This is a genomic window from Burkholderia sp. Ap-955 (genome assembly GCF_011753045.1).
Lineage (GTDB): Bacteria > Pseudomonadota > Gammaproteobacteria > Burkholderiales > Burkholderiaceae > Burkholderia > Burkholderia lata_D.
Map to the genome: position 1 here is coordinate 1 of NZ_VWWH01000055.1, position 22,260 is coordinate 22,260.

Here is a 22,260-nt window from a genome sequence, read left to right on the forward strand (position 1 = left end):
TTTCTCAGCAGCGCTGCGTTTTCAGCAGCAGAGAAGCGAAATTATGAACCGTGTTTCGCAGTTCGTCAACAACTTTTTTACTGCGCCGTTGCGACTGCGGGGCTCAACTTCCAGGCCGGCTGCGCGCCTCAGACTCCAGCGCACCACCCACCCTGCTTCCCTTCTCCCGCGCCGCGTTTCCGTTAGCGCGAAAGAGGCGTGATTATAGGCAGCCTCTTCGATCTGCGCAAGGGGTTTGAAGCAACTTTTTTACAAAAGCTGCAATTTGGCCGGCCGGCCATGCGTCGGCACGAGACCGCTTATGGTGCAAAGAACGGACTAGAATACGAGGTTCTTCGCCTCTTTCTATATACGTCTTTAATATGCGCCAGCGAATCGCCAAACGCCTCCCCCCCGATGCCGACAAACTGGTCGGCCTGTCGCTTGCGCTCTTCGCCTCGGGCAGCCGCATCGAGGACCGCTTCTGGGAAGCGAAGCTCGATGCGCTGCTCGCCAAGATTGTCCGCAACGGCAACCAGACCACGCTCGACGCAGCGCTCGACCATCTGCAGCAGAATCATCCAGACGCCTATGGCGCGCTCGCCGACATGGCCGAGACGCACAGCGAGTCGATGGTAATCGAGCACGACGGCCAACCGTTCGATGCGCTGCTGGTCGCCGTCCCGGTTCTCGCATGGACGCGCTACATGATTCCATCGGGCCCGCTCAAGGGCGACGTTGCCGACGCGCTTCGAACGCACCTGCAAGCGCACGTCCTTGCGAACGGTACCCTCGTCGGGCTTGCCCCGTTCCTCTACAGCATCGACCAGTTGCCGCGACACCACGTCGAGACCTACCGGCTCGCCCAGCAGCTCGCGCATGGGGCGATCAGCCAGCACACGCCCAAGCTCAGCTTCGGCGACCTGCCCGAAACCTCGCCGATCCTGGCCGACCCGCGCTTCCTGCTCGCCGTCGTTGCGGCCCCCGCCGGCGCACCGCTGTTCCGCTGGCAGGAAGAAGAAAACGGCAGCCGGATCGAACGCGGCCAGTGCCTCGAGCAATGGACGGCCCAAGGCGGCCCGAACCTGTCGATCGCGCTGCCCGGCTGCGAATTCGAATGCCTGCTTCCGGACGCGTACTATTCGGCCTGCCGGGATGCGGACGAACGTATCCGTCCACATACGGTAAGAACGGCCATTCGTTATCTATTCGACACACTTGGTGCAGCACCGCAAGAGCTGCGCGCGGTGGTCGCCGGCTTCGGCGAACGCCGTATCGACGAGTACCGTGTCGGCTTCACACGGCGTGCCAGCAACGACGTAATCTACGGCGTCGTATGGCCGCTCTACGGTCGCGAAAACGGCGACGTGTCGATGGAAAGTGCGACGCTCGAAGGCGAAACGCCGATCGAAGGACCGGTCGAGGAAATCGTGAGCCTGCTGAAGGAATGCGGCGTAACCGACGTCCGGCGGCACGCGGGCCGCTTCGAACCCGAATATTGCGATGACTGCGGCGTGCCGCTCTACGCAGATCCGCTCGGCGAAATCGTCCACGCGGAAATGCCGGAAGACGCGTCACCCGCCCAGCCGCACTTCCACTAATCTGCACCACAGCAGGCCTGACGGCCTGCCCATCTGAAGCCGCTCACGGTTCCCGCCGGAGCGGCTTTTTACTTGTCTGCCTTCCCGCCGCCCGAAATTTCATACTTTTCCTAAGCCTTTCAGCCAAGCAGACATCGTGTAAGGTCTTTGTCATCATCAGACCCAAGACATGCCAGACGGCAGATCAATGGCTCACATAACGGAGGTTGAATATGCGGTTCCTGATGCTCAATTCAGACGCCGAGCGGCGTGACGGACTGAAGGCCCTGTTGCGACAGATCGACCGTCACGCCGGCATCAACGATGCGCCCGACAGTTTTCAGGCGCGCAGGCTGCTGCGCAACCAGCGCTTCGACCTGGTCGCGATCGACTGGCTCGACGTCGGCCGGCTCAGCGAGCTTCAGGCGCTCTGCAGCGCGTGCTCGCCGACACCCGTAGCCGTCCTGGTCGACGAAACATCGCCCGAAGCCATCCAGCGCTTCTTCAACTACGGTGTCGCCGGCGTGATCCCGCATTCCACGCGGCCACACCTGATCGTGCGTGCGCTCGAGATCGTGCTGCTGGGCGGGCATTACATTCCGCCGATTGCGCTCCGCCTGCTGCCCTCTACTGCTGCGGCGCGCTACGATGCTCATTTTCAGACGCTCGCCGGGTCGCTTCCCCGCCGGCCACCGAGCGGCCTCCTGTCGCCGCGGCAAGCGCAGATCATGCGCTTCGTCCACATGGGTAGCACCAACAAGATGATCGCCCGCACACTCGGCATCAGCGAAGGCACCGTCAAGATCCACCTCGCCAGCATCTTCCAGCAGCTTGGTGCCGCCAACCGCGCCGCCGCGGTCGCAATCTACAACGGCTGGCTGTCGCCTCACCTCGAGGTGTTGCTGGCGAACCGCAGTCGTGCGCGCACGCCGGCCATCGGCGAACTGGGCCCGGTTCCGCTGCGTACGCAACGGAGTGGCCGCCCGTACCCGTTGCCGGCCTCGATCAACAGCACTCAGGACCTGCCGATCGCCGCCGAGCCGCCGGCGCGGTTCCGGCGCGAACGCTAGTCAAACAGTCTCGATATTGCGACGGTCGGTGTGTGCTGATTCCCACCTTTGATGCTCAACGAGTAATATGGACGCATGGGTTTTCTTTTCACACCGCTTCCGCTCTGGGTTGGCATCGGTGGCTGGATCGCCGCCGTGGCCCTGCTCGCGCTCGCGATCTGGAATCGCCCCTTCGTGCGCCTGCAGGACGCCACGCTCCAGCACGTGTGGCTCGCGCTCGTCACCGCCATTGCGGTCCTCTGGGCCTCGAATGCGTGGCTCGAAGATGGCATCGTCATGCATCTGCTTGGCGCGACGCTGCTCGTCACGCTGTTCGACTGGACACTCGCACTGATCGCGATGGGCGCCGTCACGGCGGTCGCCGCGATCATCTTCGATGCGCCCTGGCAGGGCATTGGGCTGACCTATCTGATCTACGGCGCGCTGCCGGTCGCCGTGTCGGCATTGCTGCAGCGCGCCGCACTCGCATGGTTGCCGCACAATCTCGCGTCGTTCATTACCGGCCAGGGATTCCTGTCGCCGGCCATCGCGATCATCGCGGTCGCCGCTGCCGCTGCCGGGGTCCAGCTCGCGCTCGCGGATGGCGTTCCCGTCGTGATTCCGGCCGGCTATCTGCTGAACACCGCGCTGCTTGCACTCGGCGAAGCGTGGTTCACCGGCATGGCGACCGCGCTCATCGCCGTCTATCGTCCCGCGTGGGTCACGACCTTCGACGTCCGGCGCTATCGTCTCGGCGGCCCGCGCGCCTGAATTGCCCCTCCGGCGGCGGCGCCGTCGTCACGTGCCGACCGTCCCTCGCTCAGTGCGGCAGAGTGCGACATCTACTGCCGCACAACTTTTTTACGCTAAGATTGAACTCCGGTTCTTCATCGGGCATCTATACGTGCCCGATGTCTCATTCGCTCCTCACCAATAACCAGATGGACAGCTCTCCTGCGTCGCTCCGGATTTTCCGGGCGCTCGGCAAGCTGGCAGCCTGTATTGCGGGCCTGTCGCTTGCGCTTCCGACACCGGCATTCGCCGATCTGCTCGACCAGCGCTCCGAACTGATCAACAAGTTCGTCAACGAAATGCATGCCGATCCGCTCGCCGCCGATTGTGCAGCGCACGGCAGTTTCATCGCCAGCACGTCGTCGGCCTTCGACCGCGTCGACTTCGCGCCGAACGCATTCGACAGCGGCAACGCGACGATCACACCGTGGAACGACTCGTTCGACCAGGGCAAGCAGCGCGTGAAGGTCGACAATATCGTCACCGTCGACGGCCTCGGCGTCCACAGCGACGGCAGCGACCCGACGCCGCTGAAATTCCGATGCGGCTATGTCGGTCAACAAATGCTCGCGTTCAGCTGGAACGACCCGGTCCCGCCGCTTAAGCCGCGCGTCGAGCGCTCCTCGTCCTCGACGAAGAAATTCAAGGGCAAGTCGCACCGAGGCAAGGGCAAGGCCAAGGCATCGGGCCGTACCGGCAGCAAGAAGGCCGTCGCAACGAAAAAGTCGAGCGGCCAGAAGAAGGTCGTGAAGAAGACCGCGAAGAAGTCCTGATACGACGAAGCGACATCCACAGAAGTAAAAAAAGCCGGGGCATCCTGAGATGCCCCGGCTTTTTTCATACGGCGACGCTACGCTTACGCGAACGTGTCGACGTGCACCAGGATCGCCGCCAGCATCGCCGCGCCAAGCGCCGCGCTTCGCTCGCCGTTCCAGCCGACACGTTCGTCGGGCAGGTTTGCGTTGTCCTTGAACGGCATCTCGAGCGTCAGCGACAGACAGCCGAACTGGTGGCCGATGTACTTCGACGCGAGCTTGAGCGCGTCCTCCTTGTACTTGCTCGCGGCATAGCCGTGCTCAGTCTGGAAGTCGGGGCTCGCGACCTTGAACGCTTCGATGAACGCGGTCTGCTCCTTGCCCTGCTGTTCGGTAAAGCTCGGCAGCATCTCGGACCCGGCAACGAACACGTACGGCAGATCCTCGTCGCCGTGAATGTCGAAGAACATGTCGCAGCCGATCGCATGGATTGCATCGCGCACGGCCAGCACCTCGGGGCTGCGCTCGGCATCGGGCGCCATCCACTCGCGGTTCAGGTTCGCGCCTGCCGCATTGGTGCGCAGGTTGCCATGCACGCTGCCGTCCGGGTTCATGTTCGGGACGATATGGAACGTCGCACGATCGTACAGCTTGCGCGCGACCGGATCGCCCGCCCAGTCGCCCCATCCGGCCAGCCGCTTGACGAGGCCTTCGACGAACCATTCGGCCATCGACTCGCCAGGATGCTGGCGCGCGATGATCCACACCTTCTTCTTCGGCGCGCCGTCGGTTTCCGGCGTACCGAGCGTCAGCAGCGACATCGGACGGCCCTCGACCGTGCGGCCGAGTTCGACGACGCTCGCCTGCGGCAACTGCTGGACCGCGCCGAGAAATGCCGCGTGACGTTCTTCCGAGTACGGTTCGAAATACGCGTAGTAGATGCTGTCGAATTCCGGTGTATGGTCGATGGTCATCGTCTTGCCGTCGAACGTCGTCGGCACGCGGAACCAGTCGACCCGGTCGTAGCTCGCCACCGCGCTGTAATTGCGCCAGCCCGACGGATATGCGCATTCAGCCGCATTCTCGAACGTCATCACGCAGCGCTCGCCACGCGCGCCCGTCAAGCGGTAGTAAAACCATTGCGCGAATTCCGAGCGGGTGTCGCCGCGCACGCGCAGCCGAATCGCATCGGGACTGTCGCACGACACGACGTCGATTGCGCCTGCGTCGAAATTGCTGGTGATCGAAAGGGCCATCTGTCTCTCCTTTGTCGACCGGCGTTAGCGCTTTAGCGCTAACGCCGAGCTGGCGACCGGAACAGGCGGTGTAGTGCTTGCCCGGCCTCATGCATGCGCCGGCCGTCTCGTGAACGGCCGGCAGGGTCACTCGCCGACTCGCCGGCGATATACGTAAGTCGAATCGTTCGACGCCGCCGCATCGAACGCATAGCCTTCCGTCGCGAAATCCTTCAGCGCCTTCGGGTCGGTAATACGTTTCTCGACGATAAAGCGCGCCATCAGACCGCGCGCACGCTTCGCATGGAAGCTGATGATCTTGTAGCGGCCACCCTTCCAGTCCTCGAACACCGGCGTGATGACCGGTGCGGCCAGCAGCTTCGGCTTGACCGACTTGAAGTATTCGGTCGACGCGCAGTTGACCAGCACGCGCGCCGCGCCGCTGCGCGTTTCGAGCTGTTCGTTCAGTGCCCGCGTGATGCGGTCGCCCCAGAACGCGTACAGATCCTTGCCGCGCGCGTTCGCGAAGCGCGTGCCCATCTCGAGCCGGTACGGCTGCAGCAGGTCGAGCGGACGCAGCAGTCCGTACAGGCCCGACAGCACGCGCACGTGCTGCTGCGCATAGTCGAGATCGGCGGACGACAGCGATTTCGCGTCGAAACCTTCATAGACGTCGCCGTTGAACGCGAGCACGGCCTGCTTCGCGTTGGCCGGCGTGAAGGTCGACGACCAGTCGGCGAAGCGCTGGAAATTCAGGCGCGCGAGCGGATCGGAGATATCCATCAGTGTCGCGATGTCCTGCGGCGACAGCTTGCGCAGGCCGTCGATCAGCTCGGACGCGTCGTCGACGAATGCAGGCTTCGTGTAAGACTGGACGTGCGCGGGCGTATCGTAGTCGAGGGATTTGGCTGGAGAGAGAACGATTATCATAGAGGCTCGCTGGCACGCCGTGCCTTGCGGTCAGACGAAAACCACCGATTGTAACGAATGACCCGCTCTCTCGCCCCGCATGCCGCACATCGCGTCGTGCTCGACTCGAACGTCTGGATCGACATCCTCGTATTCGACGACCCCGCTACGCGCCCGATCCGGGCCGCGCTGGAAAGCGGCGCGCTTGCCGCCGTGATCGACGGCCGCTGCCTGACCGAGCTCGAATACGTGCTCGACTATCCGCAATTCCAGTCGCGCGCCATCGACAAGGCGGCCGCACTCGCGACCGTCGCCCGGCTCGCGAACCTCGTCGAGCCGCCGCCCGTCGACGCCGGTGCGCCGCCGTTGCCGAAATGCAAGGACCGCGACGACCAGAAGTTTCTCGAACTCGCCCGCGCCGCCCAGGTTGAGTGGCTCGTGTCGAAAGACCGCGCGCTGCTGAAGCTCGCGAAGCGCACCGCACGCGACTTCGGCTTCCGGATCGCGCAGCCCGCGCCATTTACCGAGGCCTGCTCGCTCGACGCCGCGCCGGACACGACGACCACGCCGGCCTGACCTACGCCGCTCCACCCGATTTCGACCGTATCGATGAACGCTCCTTCAGACATGCCAACGACCCCCGTTTTCCCCTCGCGCCTGCCGAACGTCGGCACGACGATCTTCACGGTCATGAGCGCGCTTGCCGCAGAAAAAGGCGCGGTGAACCTCGGCCAGGGCTTTCCGGATTTCGACTGCGATCCGCGCATCGTCGATGCGGTTGCCGCCGCGATGCGCAACGGGCACAACCAGTATCCGCCGATGGCCGGAGTCGCGCCGCTGCGCGACGCGATCGCAGACAAGATCGCGCAGGTCTACGGCCGGCGTTACGATCCGGCGACCGAAATCACCGTCACGGCCGGCGCGACGCAGGCGTTGCTGACCGCGATCATGTGCACGGTGCATCCGGGTGATGAAGTGATCGTCGTCGAACCGACCTACGACAGCTACCTGCCGTCGATCGAGCTCGCGGGCGGCAAGCCCGTGTTCGTCACGCTGGAAGCGCCCGACTACGCAATCCCGTTCGACCGCCTGGCGGCCGCGATCACGCCGAAAACGCGCATGATCCTGATCAATACGCCCCATAACCCGACGGGTACCGTGTGGCGCGAGTCGGACATGCGCAAGCTCGAGGAGATCGTGCGCGGCACCAACGTGCTGATCCTGTCCGACGAGGTCTACGAGCACATGGTCTATGACGGCGCGCGCCACGAGAGCGTCGCGCGCTATCCGGAACTCGCCGCGCGCAGCTTCATCGTGTCGAGCTTCGGCAAGACCTATCACGTGACAGGCTGGAAGGTCGGCTATGTCGCGGCGCCTGCCGCGCTGACCGCGGAATTCCGCAAGGTCCACCAGTTCAATGTGTTCACGGTGAACACGCCGATGCAGATCGGGCTCGCCGACTACCTGCGCGACCCGGCGCCGTACCTGACGCTTGCCGGCTTCTACCAGAAGAAGCGCGACTTCTTCCGGGCTGGCCTCGAGCGCACCCGCTTCAAGCTGCTGCCCTGCACGGGCACGTACTTCCAGTGCGTCGATTATTCGGCGATCAGCGACCTGCCGGAAGCGGAATTCTCGAAGTGGCTCACGTCGGAGATCGGCGTGGCCGCCATTCCGGTGTCGGCGTTCTATCACGAGCCGCACGAATCGGGCGTCGTCCGATTCTGCTTCGCGAAGCAGGAAAGCACGCTCGCGTCCGCGCTCGAACGGCTCGCCCGCCTGTAAGACCTGCACGGGCGGTCGCACACCGCCCTGCGGGAACCACGCTTACGAACGCGCGACGTTCGTCGCGTCGATATACGCCTTGCGCTCCGCCGCCACGCGCTGTGCGGCTGGGCGCTCGCCCACCTTCTTCGCATGCGCCTTCCAGTCGATGCCTGCATCGAGCAGGAAATCGCGTCCGAATACGGCTTTCGTCGCCATGCCGATGACCGGCAGATGGACCCACGCGGCGATGTCCGCGAGGCCGAACGACTCGCCGAGCACATACGGCGAAAACTGCGTCATCTGCTTGAATCCATCGATCGCGCGCGGCAGGCGCTTCTCGACGTGCGCCTTCATCCCGTCGCTGACCTTGCCGCCGAAAAACGCTTCGGTGTAAACCTCGCGCGCCATCCATTCGAGATACAGTTCGAGCGTCTCGATCAGTTCGCGTACCTTCGCGGCCGCGAACGGGCTCGCCGGGAAAATGCCTTTTTCGGGATAGCGCGCCGCCAGGTACTCGATGATCACCTGCGACTCGAACAGCGCGCCTTCCTCGGTCTTCAGAAAGGGAATCTTGCCGAGCGGCGAATCGGCGAGCTGTGCCGGATCGACGACCGGCAATCCGCATACCGACTCCTCGAACGGAATGTCGTGCTCGAGCAGGACGAACTTCACCTTGTTGTAATAGTTGGACAACGGGATACCGCACAGCTGTAGCATCGGAGTCTCCTTCCTTGCCGACGCGCGGCCGCATCGATGTCGGCCGCATCGGGATTCATCGCGCTGAAAAGCACGTTCGTGCTAGTCTAAAGCAAGTTTTGCGTCCGCCACGACAACAATACCTCTGCTACGACATCGTCCGCATTAGCATGCGCTATGTGTCCGCTGCCGCAGCCCTGCCATCCGATGGAGACACGCTCGCATGAGTGCTGAACTGCTGGCCTCGCGTCCGCCCGAGAGCGAATCGACGCTCGTCCTCACACTATCCAACCCCGGCGCGCGCAATGCGCTGCATCCCGACATGTACGCGGCCGGCATCGAAGCGCTCGCCACCGCCGAACGGGATCCCGGGATTCGCGCGGTCGTACTCACCGGCGCCGATCGCTTCTTCTGCGCAGGCGGCAATCTGAACCGGCTGCTCGACAACCGCTCGAAGGATCCGTCCTACCAGGCCGACAGCATCGATCAGCTCGCCGCATGGGTAACGGCGATCCACGCTTCGACGAAGCCGGTGATCGCAGCAGTCGAAGGCGCCGCGGCCGGCGCGGGCTTCTCGCTCGCGCTCGCGTGCGACCTGATCGTCGCCGCGCACGATGCGAAGTTCGTGATGTCGTACGCGCGTGTCGGCCTGACGCCCGATGGGGGCGGTTCGTGGTTCATCGCCCGCGCGCTGCCGCGTGCGATCGCAGCCGAGATCCTGTTCGAAGGCAAGCCCGTTGCAGCCGAACGTCTGCACACGCTCGGCGTCGTCAACCGGCTCGCCGTGCCCGGCGCGGCACTGACCGACGCACTGGCATGGGCCGATGCGCTCGCCGGCATCTCGCCGAACGCACTCACGCGCATCAAGTCGCTGCTCGACGACGCGACGACGCAACCGCTCGACGCGCATCTCGCCACGGAGCGCGATCATTTCGTCGCATCGCTGCATCATGCGGACGGGCTCGAAGGCATCACCGCATTTCTCGAGAAACGCCCGCCCCGCTACAAGCGCTGAACTGTCGCACCAGCTATCGAATTGAAGCATTGCCACCGCATCGACCCGGTGCGGCGCGGCGACGCCTCCCTCTCGACGACTCGGGACAATACGCAATCGCCCCCGGCGCCATGTCATGCAACACACGCATCGGCACGCACATTTCCGTCGCCGGCAGCCCCCATCGATCCATGCTCTAATAACCGCCTGTCGCGGCGCTGCCTGCGCCGTTTTCGCGCATGCAACCAAGGAGTTCACGATGATCGACGTCTATAGCTGGGCGACCCCGAACGGCCACAAAGTGCACATCATGCTCGAGGAAACGGGCCTCGCTTATCGTGCCCATCCGGTCGATATCGGCGCAGGCGACCAGTTCAAGCCGGAATTCCTGAAGATCAGCCCGAACAACAAGATCCCCGCGATCGTCGATCCGGACGGCCCCGGCGGCACGCCGATCTCGCTGTTCGAATCGGGCGCGATCCTGATCTACCTCGCGGAGAAGACCGGCAAGTTCCTGCCGACCGATCCGGCCGCACGCTACGCGACGCTCGAATGGCTGATGTTCCAGATGGGCGGCGTCGGCCCGATGCTCGGGCAGGCGCACCACTTCCGCCTGTATGCGCCGGAGAAGATCGAGTATGCGGTCAACCGCTACACGAACGAGGCAAAGCGCCTGTACAACGTGATGGACAAGCGCCTCGGCGAATCCGAATATCTCGCGGGCGACGCGTACACGATCGCGGACATTGCGACGTTCCCGTGGACGCGCTCGTGGCAGAACCAGGGCATCGTGCTCGACGAGTTGCCGAACGTGAAGCGCTGGTACGACGCGATCGCCGCGCGACCGGCCGTGCAACGCGGTGTCGAAGTGCTCGCGTCGATGCGCAAGGCGCTGCAGGACGACAAGGCACGCGAAGTGCTGTTCGGCGCGACGCAATACGCGAAGCACTGACACGCATGTGACGGGCGGAGCGGCATCCGTGCATGCCGCTCCCCGCTTCAGAAGTAATGCAGCGTGATGAATTCCGCCGCGCAGACTGGCAGCGGCACATCGGGACGCTCGACCTGCACCGTCACCGACCACGTCACCTGCACACCGTCCCGCGCGGCCTCGGCGGTTTCCTTTACCGCAAACAGCGCACGCACACGCGCACCGACTGGCACCGGCTTCAGGAACCGCACGCGGTTCAGTCCGTAGTTGACACCCATCTTCTGCTCGAAACGCATCGCGTCGGCCATCAACGCCGGAATCAGCGACAGCGTCAGGAACCCGTGCGCGATCGGGCCGCCGAATGGCGACTCGCGCCGCGCGCGTTCGGGATCGACGTGAATCCATTGATGATCGCCGGTCGCATCGGCAAAGCCATCGACACGACGCTGGTCGATCGCGATCCAGCCGCTCGCGAGCGGCTCTACGCCGACTCGCGCCTGCAGCGCCTGCGCCGATGCGATCAGCGGCAAGGTCACGTCGGTCATGCGTGCGTGCCTCCCGGATGGCGCAGCCCGAAGATCACCTTGGTATGTACAGTGATCACCGTCTCGCCAGCGCTGTTCACGCCGACCCACTCCGTCGACACGATGCCGCGGTCGGGCTTGCTTTCCGATACGCGCTTGTCGTGGACCTTCTGATACATCGTGATCGTGTCGCCGGCGCGCACCGGCTTGAGCCAACGGATCGAATCGATGCCGGGAGAGCCCATGCTCGTCGAGTCCGACCCGAGCTTCTTGATGAGCAGGCTCATGAACACCGAACACGTATGCCAGCCGCTCGCGACGAGCCCGCCGAAATGCGATGCTTTCCCGGCTTCTTCGTCGAGGTGGAACGGCTGCGGGTCGTAGCGTTGCGCGAACGCCTTGATGTCGTCCGGTTCGAACGTGTAACGGCCCACTTCGGTGGTACTGCCGACCACCAGGTCTTCGTAACTGATGCCCACTAGGTGTCTCCTTCGTTGGTGCGCTTGCGCATCGCCGTCATGCCGCGTCGGTCTGCGCGAAATCGGGCAGCGCCGCGATGCGGGCAAGATGATGATCGGTGTCGCCGAGCGTCGTCTCGATGATCGTCAGCCGCTTGAACAGGTGCGCGGCGGCGACCTCGTTGGTCACACCCATGCCGCCGTGCAATTGGACGGCCTGTTGGCCGACGAAGCGCGCGGCGGCGCCGACACGCGCTTTCGCAGCCGACACCGCCTTGCGCCGCGCATCGGCATCGCCGCTCGCGTAGCGTACGGCTGCCAGGTAGGTCAGCGAACGCGCCTGCTCGGCATGGATCAGCATGTCGACCATCCGGTGCTGCAGCGCCTGGAAACGCGCGATCGGCACGCCGAACTGTTCGCGTGTCTTCGTGTATTCGACCGTCGCGCGATTCAGTTCGTCGAGCACGCCGACCGCTTCCGCGCACAGCAGGAACGTCGCGTAATCGGCAACCTGCTCGAGGGCTGCGGCGTCGCGCGTACCGCCCGTCAGCAGTCGCGCCGGCGTTTCATCGAACCCGATCGTCGCGGCACGCTGGCCGTCGATCGTCCGGTAGTCGACCACCTTCGCGTTCGCGGCGTCCCGCTCGACGACGAAGAGGCCGATGCCGCCCCCGTCGACGCGTGCGGGCACGATCCACGCATCCGACTGTGCGCCATGCTGAACGACCGATTTCGTGCCGGTCAGCCGGTACGTGCCGCCCTGCTCGCGCGCGTGCGTGTCGAGTTCGAACAGGTCGTAGCGCGCATGCGGTTCGTGGAATGCGACTGCCACACGCTTGTGCCCCTGCGCGACGGCTTCCAGCAGCGCCGCATCCTCACCCGCGCCGGAACCGGCAATGCGCAAGGCCTCGACGCCCACCGCCGTTGCCCAGTACGGCTCGATCACGAGCGCACGGCCGAGTTCCTGCATCACGACCAGCATGTCGACCGGGCCGCCGCCGAAGCCACCCTGCGCGTCCGGCACGGGCAGCGCGGTCAACCCCAGTTCGGCGAACGCGCTCCATTGCGTGTCCGACACGCCCGCATCGCTGCGCACGATTGCCTGGCGCGCTTCGAAGCCGTATTGCTCGCCGAGATAACGGCGCAGCGCGTCGGCAAACTGCTGCTGCTCATCGGTAAAGCTGAAATCCATGGTTGTCTCCGTTCCCTGATCACAGCCCCAGAATCATCTGCGCGATGATGTTCTTCTGGATCTCGTTCGAGCCGCCGTAGATCGACGTCTTCCGGTAATTGAAGTAGTACGCGGCAAGGGGTGCCGCATCGTCGTCGCCCGCGATGCTGTGCTCGCGCTGGCCGTCGAGGAACGGTACGTCGAACGGTGCGGCGAGCGGGCCGATCGCGTCGACCATCAGCTCGGTGAGCGCCTGCTGCACTTCGGTGCCCTTGATCTTCAGCATCGACGCCTCGGGGCCGGGCCCCTTGCCGCTCGTCTCGCGGCTGACGACGCGCAGCACCGTCACCTCCAGCGCCATCAGCTCGACCTCGAGCGCCGCGACCTTCGCGGCGAACACGGGATCGGCGAGCAACGGCTTGCCGTTCTTGCGCTGGTTCGACGCCACACGCTTCAGGAACGCGAGCTCGCGCTTCGACGCGCCGACGCGCGCGATGCCGGTGCGCTCATGGCCAAGCAGGTATTTCGCGTAGGTCCAGCCGCGGTTCTCGTCGCCGACGAGATTCTCGACCGGCACCTTCACGTCCTCGAAGAACACCTCGTTGACCTCATGGTCCTCGTCGAGCATGACGATCGGGCGCACCGTGATGCCGGGCGCCTTCATGTCGATCAGCAGGAACGAGATGCCTTCCTGTTTCTTCGCGGCCGGATCGGTGCGCACGAGGCAGAACATCATGTCGGCGTACTGGCCGAGCGTTGTCCAGGTCTTCTGGCCATTGACGACGTAGTGGTCGCCCTGGCGCTCCGCGCGCGTGCGCAACGAGGCGAGGTCGGATCCCGAACCCGGCTCCGAATAGCCCTGGCACCACCAGTCCGAGCCGTCGAGAATGCGCGGCAGATAATGACGTTTCTGCGCTTCGCTGCCGTATTTCATCAACACGGGTGCAACCATCGATACGCCGAACGGCAGCACGGTCGGCGCACCGATCCGCGCGCATTCTTCGTCCCAGATGTGTCGTTGCGTCGCGTTCCAGCCCGGGCCGCCGTATTCGACGGGCCATGCGGGCGCAGACCAGCCGCGCTGACCGAGAATCCGGTGCCAGCTCGCGAAATCCTCGCGATCGAGTCGTTTGTGATCGAGTACTTTGGCGCGCAGTGCGTGAGGCAGGTTGGCCTCAAGCCAGGCGCGGACGTCGACGCGGAACGCGTCGTCCGAGGGGGAATAATCCAGATCCATGCGCAGTGTCTCCTGTCCGCAGCCGTCCGGCCCGGCAAGGACTCACTGCATAGGTCATTGCAGTGGTTCTTTCAGCGCGGCAGGAATCGGCAGCGGCATCACGTCGATGCCTTCTTCGGCCAAGGATTGCGCATCTTCGAGCGTCGTGACGCCACGAATGCTGCGTGCCGGCGCCTCGTTGTAATGGATGCGCCGCGCTTCCTCGGCGAAGCGCTCGCCCACATTCTCGGTTTTCTCCAGCACCTCGCGCAGCGCACGCATTACCTGCGCCTGCAGTGCACGCGAATCGACCGGCTGTGCCTGCGTCGCGCCCGACAGGTTCAGGCGCGGCGCCGACGGCAGACGGTTGACCTCGGTCGTTCCGCACACCGGACATTCGACCAGCTTGCGGGACAACTGCGCTTCGAATTCATCGGCGGAAGCGAACCAGCCTTCGAACCGATGACCGTGCGGGCACTGTAAATCGAGGACCTTCATGCTGAATCAGGGCGTGTGACGAGTGTAGCGCAAAAAACGGTTTTGTGAACGATCGTGCTAAATTCCGATCGCGCGACGCGGCGGCGCCGCGTCACCGGATTGTAACGCGGCGTCCCACCCGCCGCTGACGCCGCGCTCAGGGCATCACGACCGGCCCGAGCGGCCACGTGCCCGACAACACCTTGTCGAGCCACATCGTGCCGATGATCGTCTTCACGTCGGTAATCTGGCCCGTACGCACCCATTCCTGCAGGTCGGCCTGCGTCGCGGTGAAGGTTTCGAGGAATTCGCCTTCGTCGAGCTTGCGCTCGCCGGCCGTCAGCCCGCGCGCCAGATACAGGTCGATGAATTCGGTCGAATAGGAAATGATCGGATGAATCCGGGCCAGGAACACGTATTCGCGCGCCGTGTAGCCGGTTTCTTCACGCAGTTCGCGCACCGCGCATGCGAGCGCGCCTTCGTTCGGATCGAGCTTGCCGGCCGGAAATTCGGCCATCACCTTGCCGATCGGGTAGCGATACTGGCTTTCCATCAGCACGCGGCCGTCGTCGAACAGCGGGATCACCATCACCGCGCCCGGATGCTGGACGTATTCGCGCGTGGCCTTCTTGCCATCCGGCAGACGGACGGTATCGCGCTTGAGCTTGAGGAACGCGCCGTCGAAGATCGCCTCGCTTTCGAGGCAGGTTTCGGTCAGTGCGGCGTCGTGATTGGGTAGTTCGGCCATCGGCGGCTCCGGGAATGAGCGCGACGGCCGAAGCCGTCAGCGTCGTTTGACGAGATATTGGAACGTGAAGCCGGGAAACGCGAACACGACGAACAAACTGAACGTGATCGCGTAGAACTGCCAGCCCTGTTCGAAGCGGTTGCCGGCGCGCGACTCGAGCCAGAAGCCGAGCGCGCCAACGATGAAGTACAGCACGATCAGCTCGCCGATCCGCACCCACCCGCTCTTCTTCGCCGCGCCGAACGGCACGACGGCGAAGAGGCGTTGGTTCAGGAACGGCAGGTTGGCGCAGACGAGCGCCAACAGCACGATAAACCAGCCGGCTGCCGACATTACAGCGGCAGCGTGTGACGAATTGCCTGCAGGCAGGCCGTCAGCAGCGGGCTCGGGATCAGGCCGAGCGCGACGACCGCCAGGCCGTTCAGCACGAGGATCGTACGCTTGCAGAAATCGCCCGAAATCGGCGTCGTATCCTGCGGTGCATCGAAGTACATCAGCTTCACGATGCGCAGGTAGTAGAACGCGCCGAACAGCGACGTGATCACGGCCAGCACGGCCAGCCACGTGAGGCCCGCGTTGACGGTTGCCTCGAGCACGGCGAGCTTCGCGTAGAAGCCGACGGTCGGCGGAATGCCTGCCAGCGAGAACATCATGACCATCATCACGAACGCGAACACCGGGCTGCGCTTGTTGAGGCCCTTGAAGTCGTCGATCGTTTCGGCTTCGAAATCGCGGCGTGCGAGCAGCATCACCACGCCGAACGAGCCGAGCGTCGTGATCAGGTAGACGATCGCGTAGAACATCGCCGAGCTGTATGCGTTCGCCGGTGCCGTTGCGTCGCCCTTCACGATGCCCGCGAGCAGGCCGAGCAGCACGAAGCCCATGTTCGAGATCGCCGAGTACGCAAGCATCCGCTTGATGTTGCGCTGGACGATACCCGTGATGTTGCCGACGATCAGCGACAGTGCAGCCAGGATCACGAGTGCGGTCTGCCAGTTCTGTGCGAGCGGCAGCAGGCCCATCACCAGGAAGCGCAGGCCCCACGCGAACGCGGCAACCTTCGGGCCGCCGCCGACGAACAGCGTCATCGCGGTCGGTGCGCCTTGATAAACGTCCGGCACCCACATGTGGAACGGCACGGCGCCGAGCTTGAACGCGATACCGGCGACGATGAAGACCACGCCGAACATCAGCACGGCTGCATCGGTGTTGCCGCCGACCGCCTTGTACACCTCGCCCAGCTCGAGCGAGCCGGTCGCACCGTAGAGCATCGAGATGCCGTACAGCACGAAGCCCGACGCAAGCGCGCCCAGCACGTAGTACTTCATCGCGGCTTCGCTCGACTGCGCGGCATCGCGGCGCAGCGCGATGACGGCATACAGCGACAGCGACATCAGTTCGAGACCGAGGTACAGCGTCAGGAAGTTGTTGCCCGACACCATGACCAGCTGACCGAGCAGCGAGAACATGCCGAGCAGGAACACGTCGCCGCGGAACATGTCGCGATCTTCGAGGTACTTGCGCGAATAGACGAGCGAGACCGCGAAACCGAACGACACGACCGCCTTCATCATGCTCGCGAACGAGTCGACGACGACCATCTTCGAGAAGAAGTAGTACTGCTGCGGATCGAGTGCCTGCACCGCGAACCACACGCCGGCGACAACCGACGATACGACCGCGATCAGATAAGTCAGGCGGCGGCCGGAAGCACCGGTAAAGGTGTCGTTCAGCCATGCGACGACGATGGCGGCCATCACCAGCGCGTCAGGCAACAGGACATTCATAGGAGCGTTCATGATCTTGAGTTCCTCCGCTCGCGATTACTGGGCCAGCGGCAGCTTCGACTGCGCGACATGGGAGAGGAGGTTTTCCACGGAAACGTGCATCACGTCGGTGAAAGGCTTCGGATACAGGCCCATCAGCATCGTGAACGCGGCGAGCACAGCCAGCATCAGGAATTCGCGACGGCCGATGTCCTTCAGCTTGGCGACGTGATCGTTCGCAACCGCGCCGAAGTACACGCGCTTGTACATCCACAGCGTGTAGGCAGCGCCGAGGATCAGCGTGAATGCCGCGCCGAATGCGATCCAGAAGTTGTACTGGACGGCCGCGAGAATCACCATGAACTCGCCGACGAAACCCGACGTACCCGGCAGGCCGCAGTTGGCCATCGAGAACAGCATCGCGAAGGCCGCGAACTTCGGCATCACGTTGACGACGCCACCGTAGTCGGCGATCTGGCGCGAGTGCACGCGGTCGTACAGCACGCCGATACAGAGGAACATCGCGCCCGACACGAAGCCGTGCGAGATCATCTGGATGATCGCGCCTTCGACGCCGAGCTGGTTGAAGATGAAGAAGCCGAGCGTGACGAAGCCCATGTGCGCGATCGACGAATACGCGACCAGCTTCTTCATGTCGGCCTGCACCATCGCGACGAGGCCGATGTAGATCACCGCGATCAGCGACAGCGTGATCACGACGGGTGCCAGGAAGTGGCTCGCGTCAGGCGTGATCGGCAGCGAGAAGCGCAGGAAACCGTATGCGCCGAGCTTCAGCATGATCGCAGCCAGCACGACCGAGCCACCCGTCGGCGCTTCCACGTGTGCGTCCGGCAGCCAGGTGTGGACCGGCCACATCGGCACCTTCACTGCAAACGCGAGGAAGAACGCGATGAACAACAGTATCTGCGGCGTCATCGCGATCTTGGCGTTCTGCCACGTCGCGAGGTCGAACGAATGCGTTTCCGTGTACAGGTAGATCAGCGCGACCAGCATCAGCAGCGAGCCGGCCAGCGTGTACAGGAAGAACTTGAATGCCGCATACACGCGGTTCGGGCCACCCCACACGCCGATGATGATGTACATCGGGATCAGGGTCGCTTCGAAGAACACGTAGAACAGCAGGCCGTCGGCCGCCGAGAATACGCCGATCATGATCCCGGACAGGATCAGGAACGCCGCGAGGTACTGCGCGACGTTCTCGGTGATCACTTCCCATGCGGCGATCACGACGATCACCGTGATCAGCGCGGTCAGCACGACGAACCACATCGAGATGCCGTCGACGCCGAGGTGATACGCGATGTCGAAGCGTTCGATCCAGGTCGACTTCTCGACGAACTGCAGTGCAGCCGTGCTCGAGTCGAAGCCCGTGATCAGCGGGATCGTGACCGCCAGGCCGAGCAGCGAACCGATCAGCGCGATCCAGCGGGCCGTCCCCGGATTTTTGTCGTTACCCACCGCAAGCACGAGGAGGCCGAAAACGATCGGCAGCCAGATCGCGGTACTGAGAATCGGAAAAGCGTGCATTAAGTTGTCCCCCGCCTTATTTGCCGCCGAGCGTTACAAACAGGGTCAGGAGCCCCAGCATGCCGATGATCATGGCGAACGCGTAGTGATAGATGTAACCGGATTGGAGGAAGCGGATCACGCCGGCGAACCAGCCGATGAACCGGGCGCTGCCGTTGACGAGGCCGTCGATCACCACGACGTCACCTTCCTTCCACAGGCCGCGGCCGATCGCCACCGAACCACGGGCGAACACCACTTCGTTGATCTTGTCCATGTAGTACTTGTTGTCCAGCAGCGTGTAGATCGGGCCGAACGCGCGGCGGATCGACGCCGGCAGTTCCGGACGCTTCAGGTACAGGAACCATGCGACAACGACACCGGCGAGCGCGAGCCAGACCGGCAGGCCCGACACCGAGTGCAGGCCCATGCCCACCCAGCCGTGGAACTCTTCGGCCATCTCGGCCAGTGCCGGATGGTTTTCGCCGATGAAGATCACCTTGTCGAATGCAACGCCGTGCTGGAAGAAGTCGCCGAACAGCATCGGGCTGATCGCGATCGCGCCGATGATGACCGACGGGATCGCCAGCAGGACCAGCGGCACCCACACGACCCACGGGGTCTCGTGCGGTTCGTGCGCATGGTCGTCATGACCGTGGCCATGGCCGTGATCGTCGTGGCCGTGCGCGGCCGCCATGCCCATCGGCGATTCCGGATGCTTCGGCTTGCGGAAGCGCTCTTCGCCGTGGAACACCAGGAAGTACATGCGGAACGAGTACAGCGCCGTGACGAACACGCTCGCGACGACCGCGAAGTACGCGAAGCCCGAACCCGGCAGGTGCGACAGCTTCACCGCGTCGATGATCGAGTCCTTCGAATAGAAGCCCGAGAAGAACGGCGTGCCGATCAGCGCGAGCGAACCGACGAGCGACGTAATCCACGTGATCGGCATGTACTTGCGCAGGCCGCCCATGTTGCGCATGTCCTGGTCGTGGTGCATGCCCATGATGACCGAGCCGGCGCCGAGGAACAGCAGCGCCTTGAAGAACGCGTGCGTCATCAGGTGGAACACGGCGACCGGGTAAGCGGACACGCCGAGCGCGACGGTCATGTAGCCGAGCTGCGACAGCGTCGAGTACGCGACCACGCGCTTGATGTCGTTCTGGACGATGCCGAGGAAGCCCATGAAGAGCGCCGTGATCGCGCCGATCACCGTGATGAACGACAGCGCGGTATCCGACAGCTCGAACAGCGGCGACATGCGCGACACCATGAAGATGCCGGCGGTCACCATCGTCGCCGCGTGAATCAGCGCGGAGATCGGGGTCGGGCCTTCCATCGAGTCCGGCAGCCACACGTGCAGCGGGAACTGTGCCGACTTACCCATCGCGCCGATGAACAGGCAGATACAGGCAACGGTCAGCAGGCCCCAGTCGGTGCCCGGGAAGTGCAGGCTCGCGAGTTCCGCGCGCTTTGCGAACACTTCGCCGTAGTTCATCGAGCCGGCGAATGCGAGCAGCAGGCCGATGCCGAGCAGGAAGCCGAAGTCGCCCACGCGGTTCACGAGGAACGCCTTCATGTTCGCGTAGATCGCGCTCTCACGCGTGAAGTAGAAGCCGATCAGCAGGTACGACACCAGACCCACCGCTTCCCAGCCGAAGAACAGCTGCAGGAAGTTGTTGCTCATCACGAGCATCAGCATCGAGAACGTGAACAGCGAGATGTACGAGAAGAAGCGCTGGTAGCCGTCTTCTTCCGCCATGTAGCCGATCGTATATACGTGCACCATCAGCGAGACGAAGGTCACGACGACCATCATCATCGCGGTCAGCGAATCGACGAGGAAGCCGACTTCGAGCTTCAGCGAGCCGACGTTCATCCATTCGTAGACGGTCGCGTTGAAGCTTGCGCCGCCCATCACGTCGAAGAAGACTTTCGCCGACAGGAGGAACGCGATCATTACACCGAGGATCGTGATCCGGTGTGCGCCCTTGCGCCCGACTGCGTTCCCGAACAGCCCCGCAATCAGCGAGCCGGCCAGCGGAGCGAGCGGAATCGCCAGCAGCAGGTTTTCATTGAGTGTCGTTGACATAACAGCGTTGCCTGAAATTAACCTTTGAGCTGATCGAGATCCTCGACATTGATCGTGTCGAGCTTACGGAACAGGGTCACCAGAATCGCGAGGCCGATCGCGGCTTCCGCTGCGGCGACGGTCAGCACGAAGAACACGAAGATCTGGCCGTGCACATCGCCGAGGTAATGCGAAAACGCGACGAAGTTGGTGTTCACCGCCAGCAGCATCAGTTCGATCGACATCAGGATGATGATGACGTTGCGGCGGTTCAGGAAAATCCCGACGATCGCGATCGCAAAGAGGATCGCGCCGAGCACGAGGTAATGAGCAAGAGTCAGCATGTTTTCTTTTCCTCCGCTTAGCCGTTGGTGCCCGAACCGGCTTCGCTCTGCGCCGTTTCCGGCTGCGGCTTTTCCGCTTCCATCTTCACGAGGCGCACGCGGTCGTTGCGGCGCACCTTCACCTGATCCGATACACGCTGGCGCTTGCTGTCCTTGCCCTTGCGCTCGGTCAGCCCGATCGCGGCAATGATCGCGACCAGCAGCACGAGGCCGGCGATTTCAAACGCGAAGATGTAGTCGGTGTAGATCACCTTGCCGATCAGGCGCGTGTTCGACCAGTTGGCCATCTCGCCCGTCGCCATCGCGTGCACCGTCTGCGTGTCGCCGTAGCCGCGCCACAGGATCAGCGCGGTTTCGATCACGATGATCGCGCCGACCACGGTCGCCATCGGAACGAAGCGCTTGAAGTCGCGGCGCAGGTAGTCGATGTTGATGTCCAGCATCATCACGACGAACAGGAACAGCACCATCACGGCGCCCACATAGACCAGCACCAGCAGGATCGCGAGGAACTCCGCTTCCAGCAGCATCCAGATCGCGGCGGCGTTGAAGAACGCCAGCACAAGGAAAAGCGCAGACGCCACCGGGTTGCGCGAAGTGATCACCTTCAGCCCTGATACCACCAGGAGCAGCGCGAAGATGTAGAACAGTACGGTCGTGAATTCCATGATTACCGGTTCATCGTTAGGCCATAGTCAGGCGCGGCTTGCGGGACGCTCTCGCGTGCCGCACCCGTCGCGGCGGCTCGGCCCTGGCTTCGGGCCGGCACTGCAAACACAATCAACGATACGGCGCGTCGGCAGCCTTCGCCGCTGCGATGTCCTTCTCGTAGCGATCGCCCACCGCAAGCAGCATTTCCTTCGTGAAATACAGGTCGCCGCGCTTTTCGCCGTGGTACTCGAGAATCTGCGTCTCGACGATCGAATCGACCGGGCAGCTCTCTTCGCAGAAACCGCAGAAGATGCATTTCGTCAGGTCGATGTCGTAGCGCGTCGTGCGGCGCGTGTTGTCCGCGCGCGTTTCCGACTCGATCGTGATCGCCAGCGCGGGGCACACGGCCTCGCACAGCTTGCACGCGATGCAGCGCTCTTCGCCGTTTTCGTAGCGGCGCAGTGCGTGCAGTCCGCGGAAACGCGGCGAAATCGGCGTCTTTTCTTCCGGGAACTGCACGGTGACCTTGCGCTTGAACGTGTAACGGCCGGTCAGCGCGAGCCCCTGCAGGAGCTCGGTCAGGAAGAAGGTCTTAAAGAAGTGTTGGATTGCGCTCATGATTT

Annotated in this window: 25 protein-coding genes; 9 read left to right on the forward strand and 16 right to left on the reverse strand. The window is 63.6% G+C overall.

Features of this window, described 5'->3' with window-relative positions:
* The 5 genes from F3J15_RS37580 to F3J15_RS24615 all read left to right on the forward strand — a co-directional run.
* The coding region (locus F3J15_RS37580; protein ID WP_205190941.1) for a hypothetical protein at nt 1-202 on the forward strand (202 nt) is incomplete at its 5' end.
* Nucleotides 203-362: 160 nt separating this feature from the next.
* Nucleotides 363-1,580 carry a DUF2863 family protein gene (locus F3J15_RS24600; RefSeq protein WP_166894593.1) on the forward strand — a complete coding sequence of 406 codons (1,218 nt, stop codon included), beginning with the start codon at nt 363-365 and terminating at the stop codon, nt 1,578-1,580.
* Between the two features lie 212 nt (nt 1,581-1,792).
* Entirely contained in the window at nt 1,793-2,629 is an 837-nt protein-coding gene (locus tag F3J15_RS24605; protein ID WP_166894595.1) for a response regulator transcription factor, read from the forward strand.
* Between the two features lie 75 nt (nt 2,630-2,704).
* On the forward strand, nt 2,705-3,379 hold the full coding sequence (locus tag F3J15_RS24610; protein ID WP_011352675.1) for an energy-coupling factor ABC transporter permease: 675 nt from the start codon (nt 2,705-2,707) through the stop codon (nt 3,377-3,379).
* Between the two features lie 140 nt (nt 3,380-3,519).
* The gene (locus F3J15_RS24615) at nt 3,520-4,173 is read left to right on the forward strand and encodes a hypothetical protein (RefSeq protein WP_089446100.1); all 654 of its coding nucleotides are present in this window, start codon (nt 3,520-3,522) and stop codon (nt 4,171-4,173) included.
* A gap of 83 nt (nt 4,174-4,256) precedes the next feature.
* On the opposite strand, the gene F3J15_RS24620 is transcribed toward F3J15_RS24615, so the two are convergent.
* Both F3J15_RS24620 and yaaA read right to left on the reverse strand, forming a co-directional pair.
* A complete protein-coding gene (locus F3J15_RS24620; RefSeq protein ID WP_089484327.1) occupies nt 4,257-5,411 on the reverse strand; it encodes a M14-type cytosolic carboxypeptidase in 1,155 nt (384 codons plus the stop codon).
* A 126-nt stretch (nt 5,412-5,537) separates the two neighbouring features.
* Complete coding sequence (gene yaaA, locus F3J15_RS24625; RefSeq protein WP_166894597.1) at nt 5,538-6,320, reverse strand: peroxide stress protein YaaA; 783 nt, start codon at nt 6,318-6,320, stop codon at nt 5,538-5,540.
* Between the two features lie 57 nt (nt 6,321-6,377).
* Here yaaA and F3J15_RS24630 point away from each other — a divergent pair, with 57 nt between their 5' ends.
* Nucleotides 6,378-6,875, forward strand: coding sequence for a putative toxin-antitoxin system toxin component, PIN family (locus F3J15_RS24630; protein WP_166894599.1), 498 nt, complete (start codon nt 6,378-6,380; stop codon nt 6,873-6,875).
* 33 nt (nt 6,876-6,908) lie between these two features.
* Nucleotides 6,909-8,081 carry a pyridoxal phosphate-dependent aminotransferase gene (locus F3J15_RS24635; RefSeq protein ID WP_069248457.1) on the forward strand — a complete coding sequence of 391 codons (1,173 nt, stop codon included), beginning with the start codon at nt 6,909-6,911 and terminating at the stop codon, nt 8,079-8,081.
* A 42-nt stretch (nt 8,082-8,123) separates the two neighbouring features.
* On the opposite strand, the gene F3J15_RS24640 is transcribed toward F3J15_RS24635, so the two are convergent.
* Nucleotides 8,124-8,780: a glutathione S-transferase gene (locus tag F3J15_RS24640; protein WP_089484331.1), complete on the reverse strand. Its 657-nt coding sequence runs from the start codon at nt 8,778-8,780 to the stop codon at nt 8,124-8,126.
* A gap of 202 nt (nt 8,781-8,982) precedes the next feature.
* Between F3J15_RS24640 and F3J15_RS24645 the strand changes: the two genes are divergently transcribed.
* Nucleotides 8,983-9,774, forward strand: a complete 792-nt coding sequence (locus F3J15_RS24645) for an enoyl-CoA hydratase (protein ID WP_069248459.1) — start codon at nt 8,983-8,985, stop codon at nt 9,772-9,774.
* A 238-nt stretch (nt 9,775-10,012) separates the two neighbouring features.
* Nucleotides 10,013-10,705 carry a glutathione binding-like protein gene (locus F3J15_RS24650; protein ID WP_089446106.1) on the forward strand — a complete coding sequence of 231 codons (693 nt, stop codon included), beginning with the start codon at nt 10,013-10,015 and terminating at the stop codon, nt 10,703-10,705.
* Between the two features lie 47 nt (nt 10,706-10,752).
* On the opposite strand, the gene F3J15_RS24655 is transcribed toward F3J15_RS24650, so the two are convergent.
* The 13 genes from F3J15_RS24655 to nuoI form a co-directional block, all read right to left on the reverse strand.
* On the reverse strand, nt 10,753-11,229 hold the full coding sequence (locus F3J15_RS24655) for a MaoC family dehydratase (RefSeq protein WP_089446107.1): 477 nt from the start codon (nt 11,227-11,229) through the stop codon (nt 10,753-10,755).
* Entirely contained in the window at nt 11,226-11,687 is a 462-nt protein-coding gene (locus tag F3J15_RS24660) for a MaoC family dehydratase (protein ID WP_166894601.1), read from the reverse strand. Before F3J15_RS24660 ends, F3J15_RS24655 begins: the two co-directional genes overlap by 4 nt.
* A 37-nt stretch (nt 11,688-11,724) precedes the next feature.
* Nucleotides 11,725-12,858: an acyl-CoA dehydrogenase gene (locus F3J15_RS24665; RefSeq protein ID WP_166894603.1), complete on the reverse strand. Its 1,134-nt coding sequence runs from the start codon at nt 12,856-12,858 to the stop codon at nt 11,725-11,727.
* 19 nt (nt 12,859-12,877) lie between these two features.
* A complete protein-coding gene (locus F3J15_RS24670; RefSeq protein ID WP_166894604.1) occupies nt 12,878-14,074 on the reverse strand; it encodes an acyl-CoA dehydrogenase family protein in 1,197 nt (398 codons plus the stop codon).
* A gap of 54 nt (nt 14,075-14,128) precedes the next feature.
* Entirely contained in the window at nt 14,129-14,551 is a 423-nt protein-coding gene (locus tag F3J15_RS24675; RefSeq protein ID WP_069248463.1) for a DUF1178 family protein, read from the reverse strand.
* 136 nt (nt 14,552-14,687) lie between these two features.
* Nucleotides 14,688-15,278, reverse strand: a complete 591-nt coding sequence (locus F3J15_RS24680) for an NUDIX hydrolase (RefSeq protein WP_166894606.1) — start codon at nt 15,276-15,278, stop codon at nt 14,688-14,690.
* A 36-nt stretch (nt 15,279-15,314) separates the two neighbouring features.
* Nucleotides 15,315-15,611 carry a DUF2818 family protein gene (locus tag F3J15_RS24685; RefSeq protein WP_039370614.1) on the reverse strand — a complete coding sequence of 99 codons (297 nt, stop codon included), beginning with the start codon at nt 15,609-15,611 and terminating at the stop codon, nt 15,315-15,317.
* A complete protein-coding gene (nuoN, locus tag F3J15_RS24690) occupies nt 15,611-17,065 on the reverse strand; it encodes an NADH-quinone oxidoreductase subunit NuoN (RefSeq protein ID WP_174944551.1) in 1,455 nt (484 codons plus the stop codon). Before nuoN ends, F3J15_RS24685 begins: the two co-directional genes overlap by 1 nt.
* Before the next feature lie 36 nt (nt 17,066-17,101).
* Nucleotides 17,102-18,592: an NADH-quinone oxidoreductase subunit M gene (locus tag F3J15_RS24695; RefSeq protein ID WP_089484335.1), complete on the reverse strand. Its 1,491-nt coding sequence runs from the start codon at nt 18,590-18,592 to the stop codon at nt 17,102-17,104.
* Nucleotides 18,593-18,608: 16 nt separating this feature from the next.
* Nucleotides 18,609-20,663 (reverse strand): NADH-quinone oxidoreductase subunit L, encoded by a 2,055-nt coding sequence (gene nuoL, locus F3J15_RS24700; RefSeq protein WP_039370608.1) that lies wholly within the window; start codon nt 20,661-20,663, stop codon nt 18,609-18,611.
* 17 nt (nt 20,664-20,680) lie between these two features.
* Nucleotides 20,681-20,986 carry an NADH-quinone oxidoreductase subunit NuoK gene (gene nuoK, locus F3J15_RS24705; RefSeq protein ID WP_006478272.1) on the reverse strand — a complete coding sequence of 102 codons (306 nt, stop codon included), beginning with the start codon at nt 20,984-20,986 and terminating at the stop codon, nt 20,681-20,683.
* A gap of 17 nt (nt 20,987-21,003) precedes the next feature.
* Complete coding sequence (locus tag F3J15_RS24710) at nt 21,004-21,654, reverse strand: NADH-quinone oxidoreductase subunit J (RefSeq protein WP_046544750.1); 651 nt, start codon at nt 21,652-21,654, stop codon at nt 21,004-21,006.
* A 112-nt stretch (nt 21,655-21,766) separates the two neighbouring features.
* On the reverse strand, nt 21,767-22,255 hold the full coding sequence (nuoI, locus tag F3J15_RS24715) for an NADH-quinone oxidoreductase subunit NuoI (protein WP_069248466.1): 489 nt from the start codon (nt 22,253-22,255) through the stop codon (nt 21,767-21,769).
* Nucleotides 22,256-22,260 lie beyond the last annotated feature (5 nt).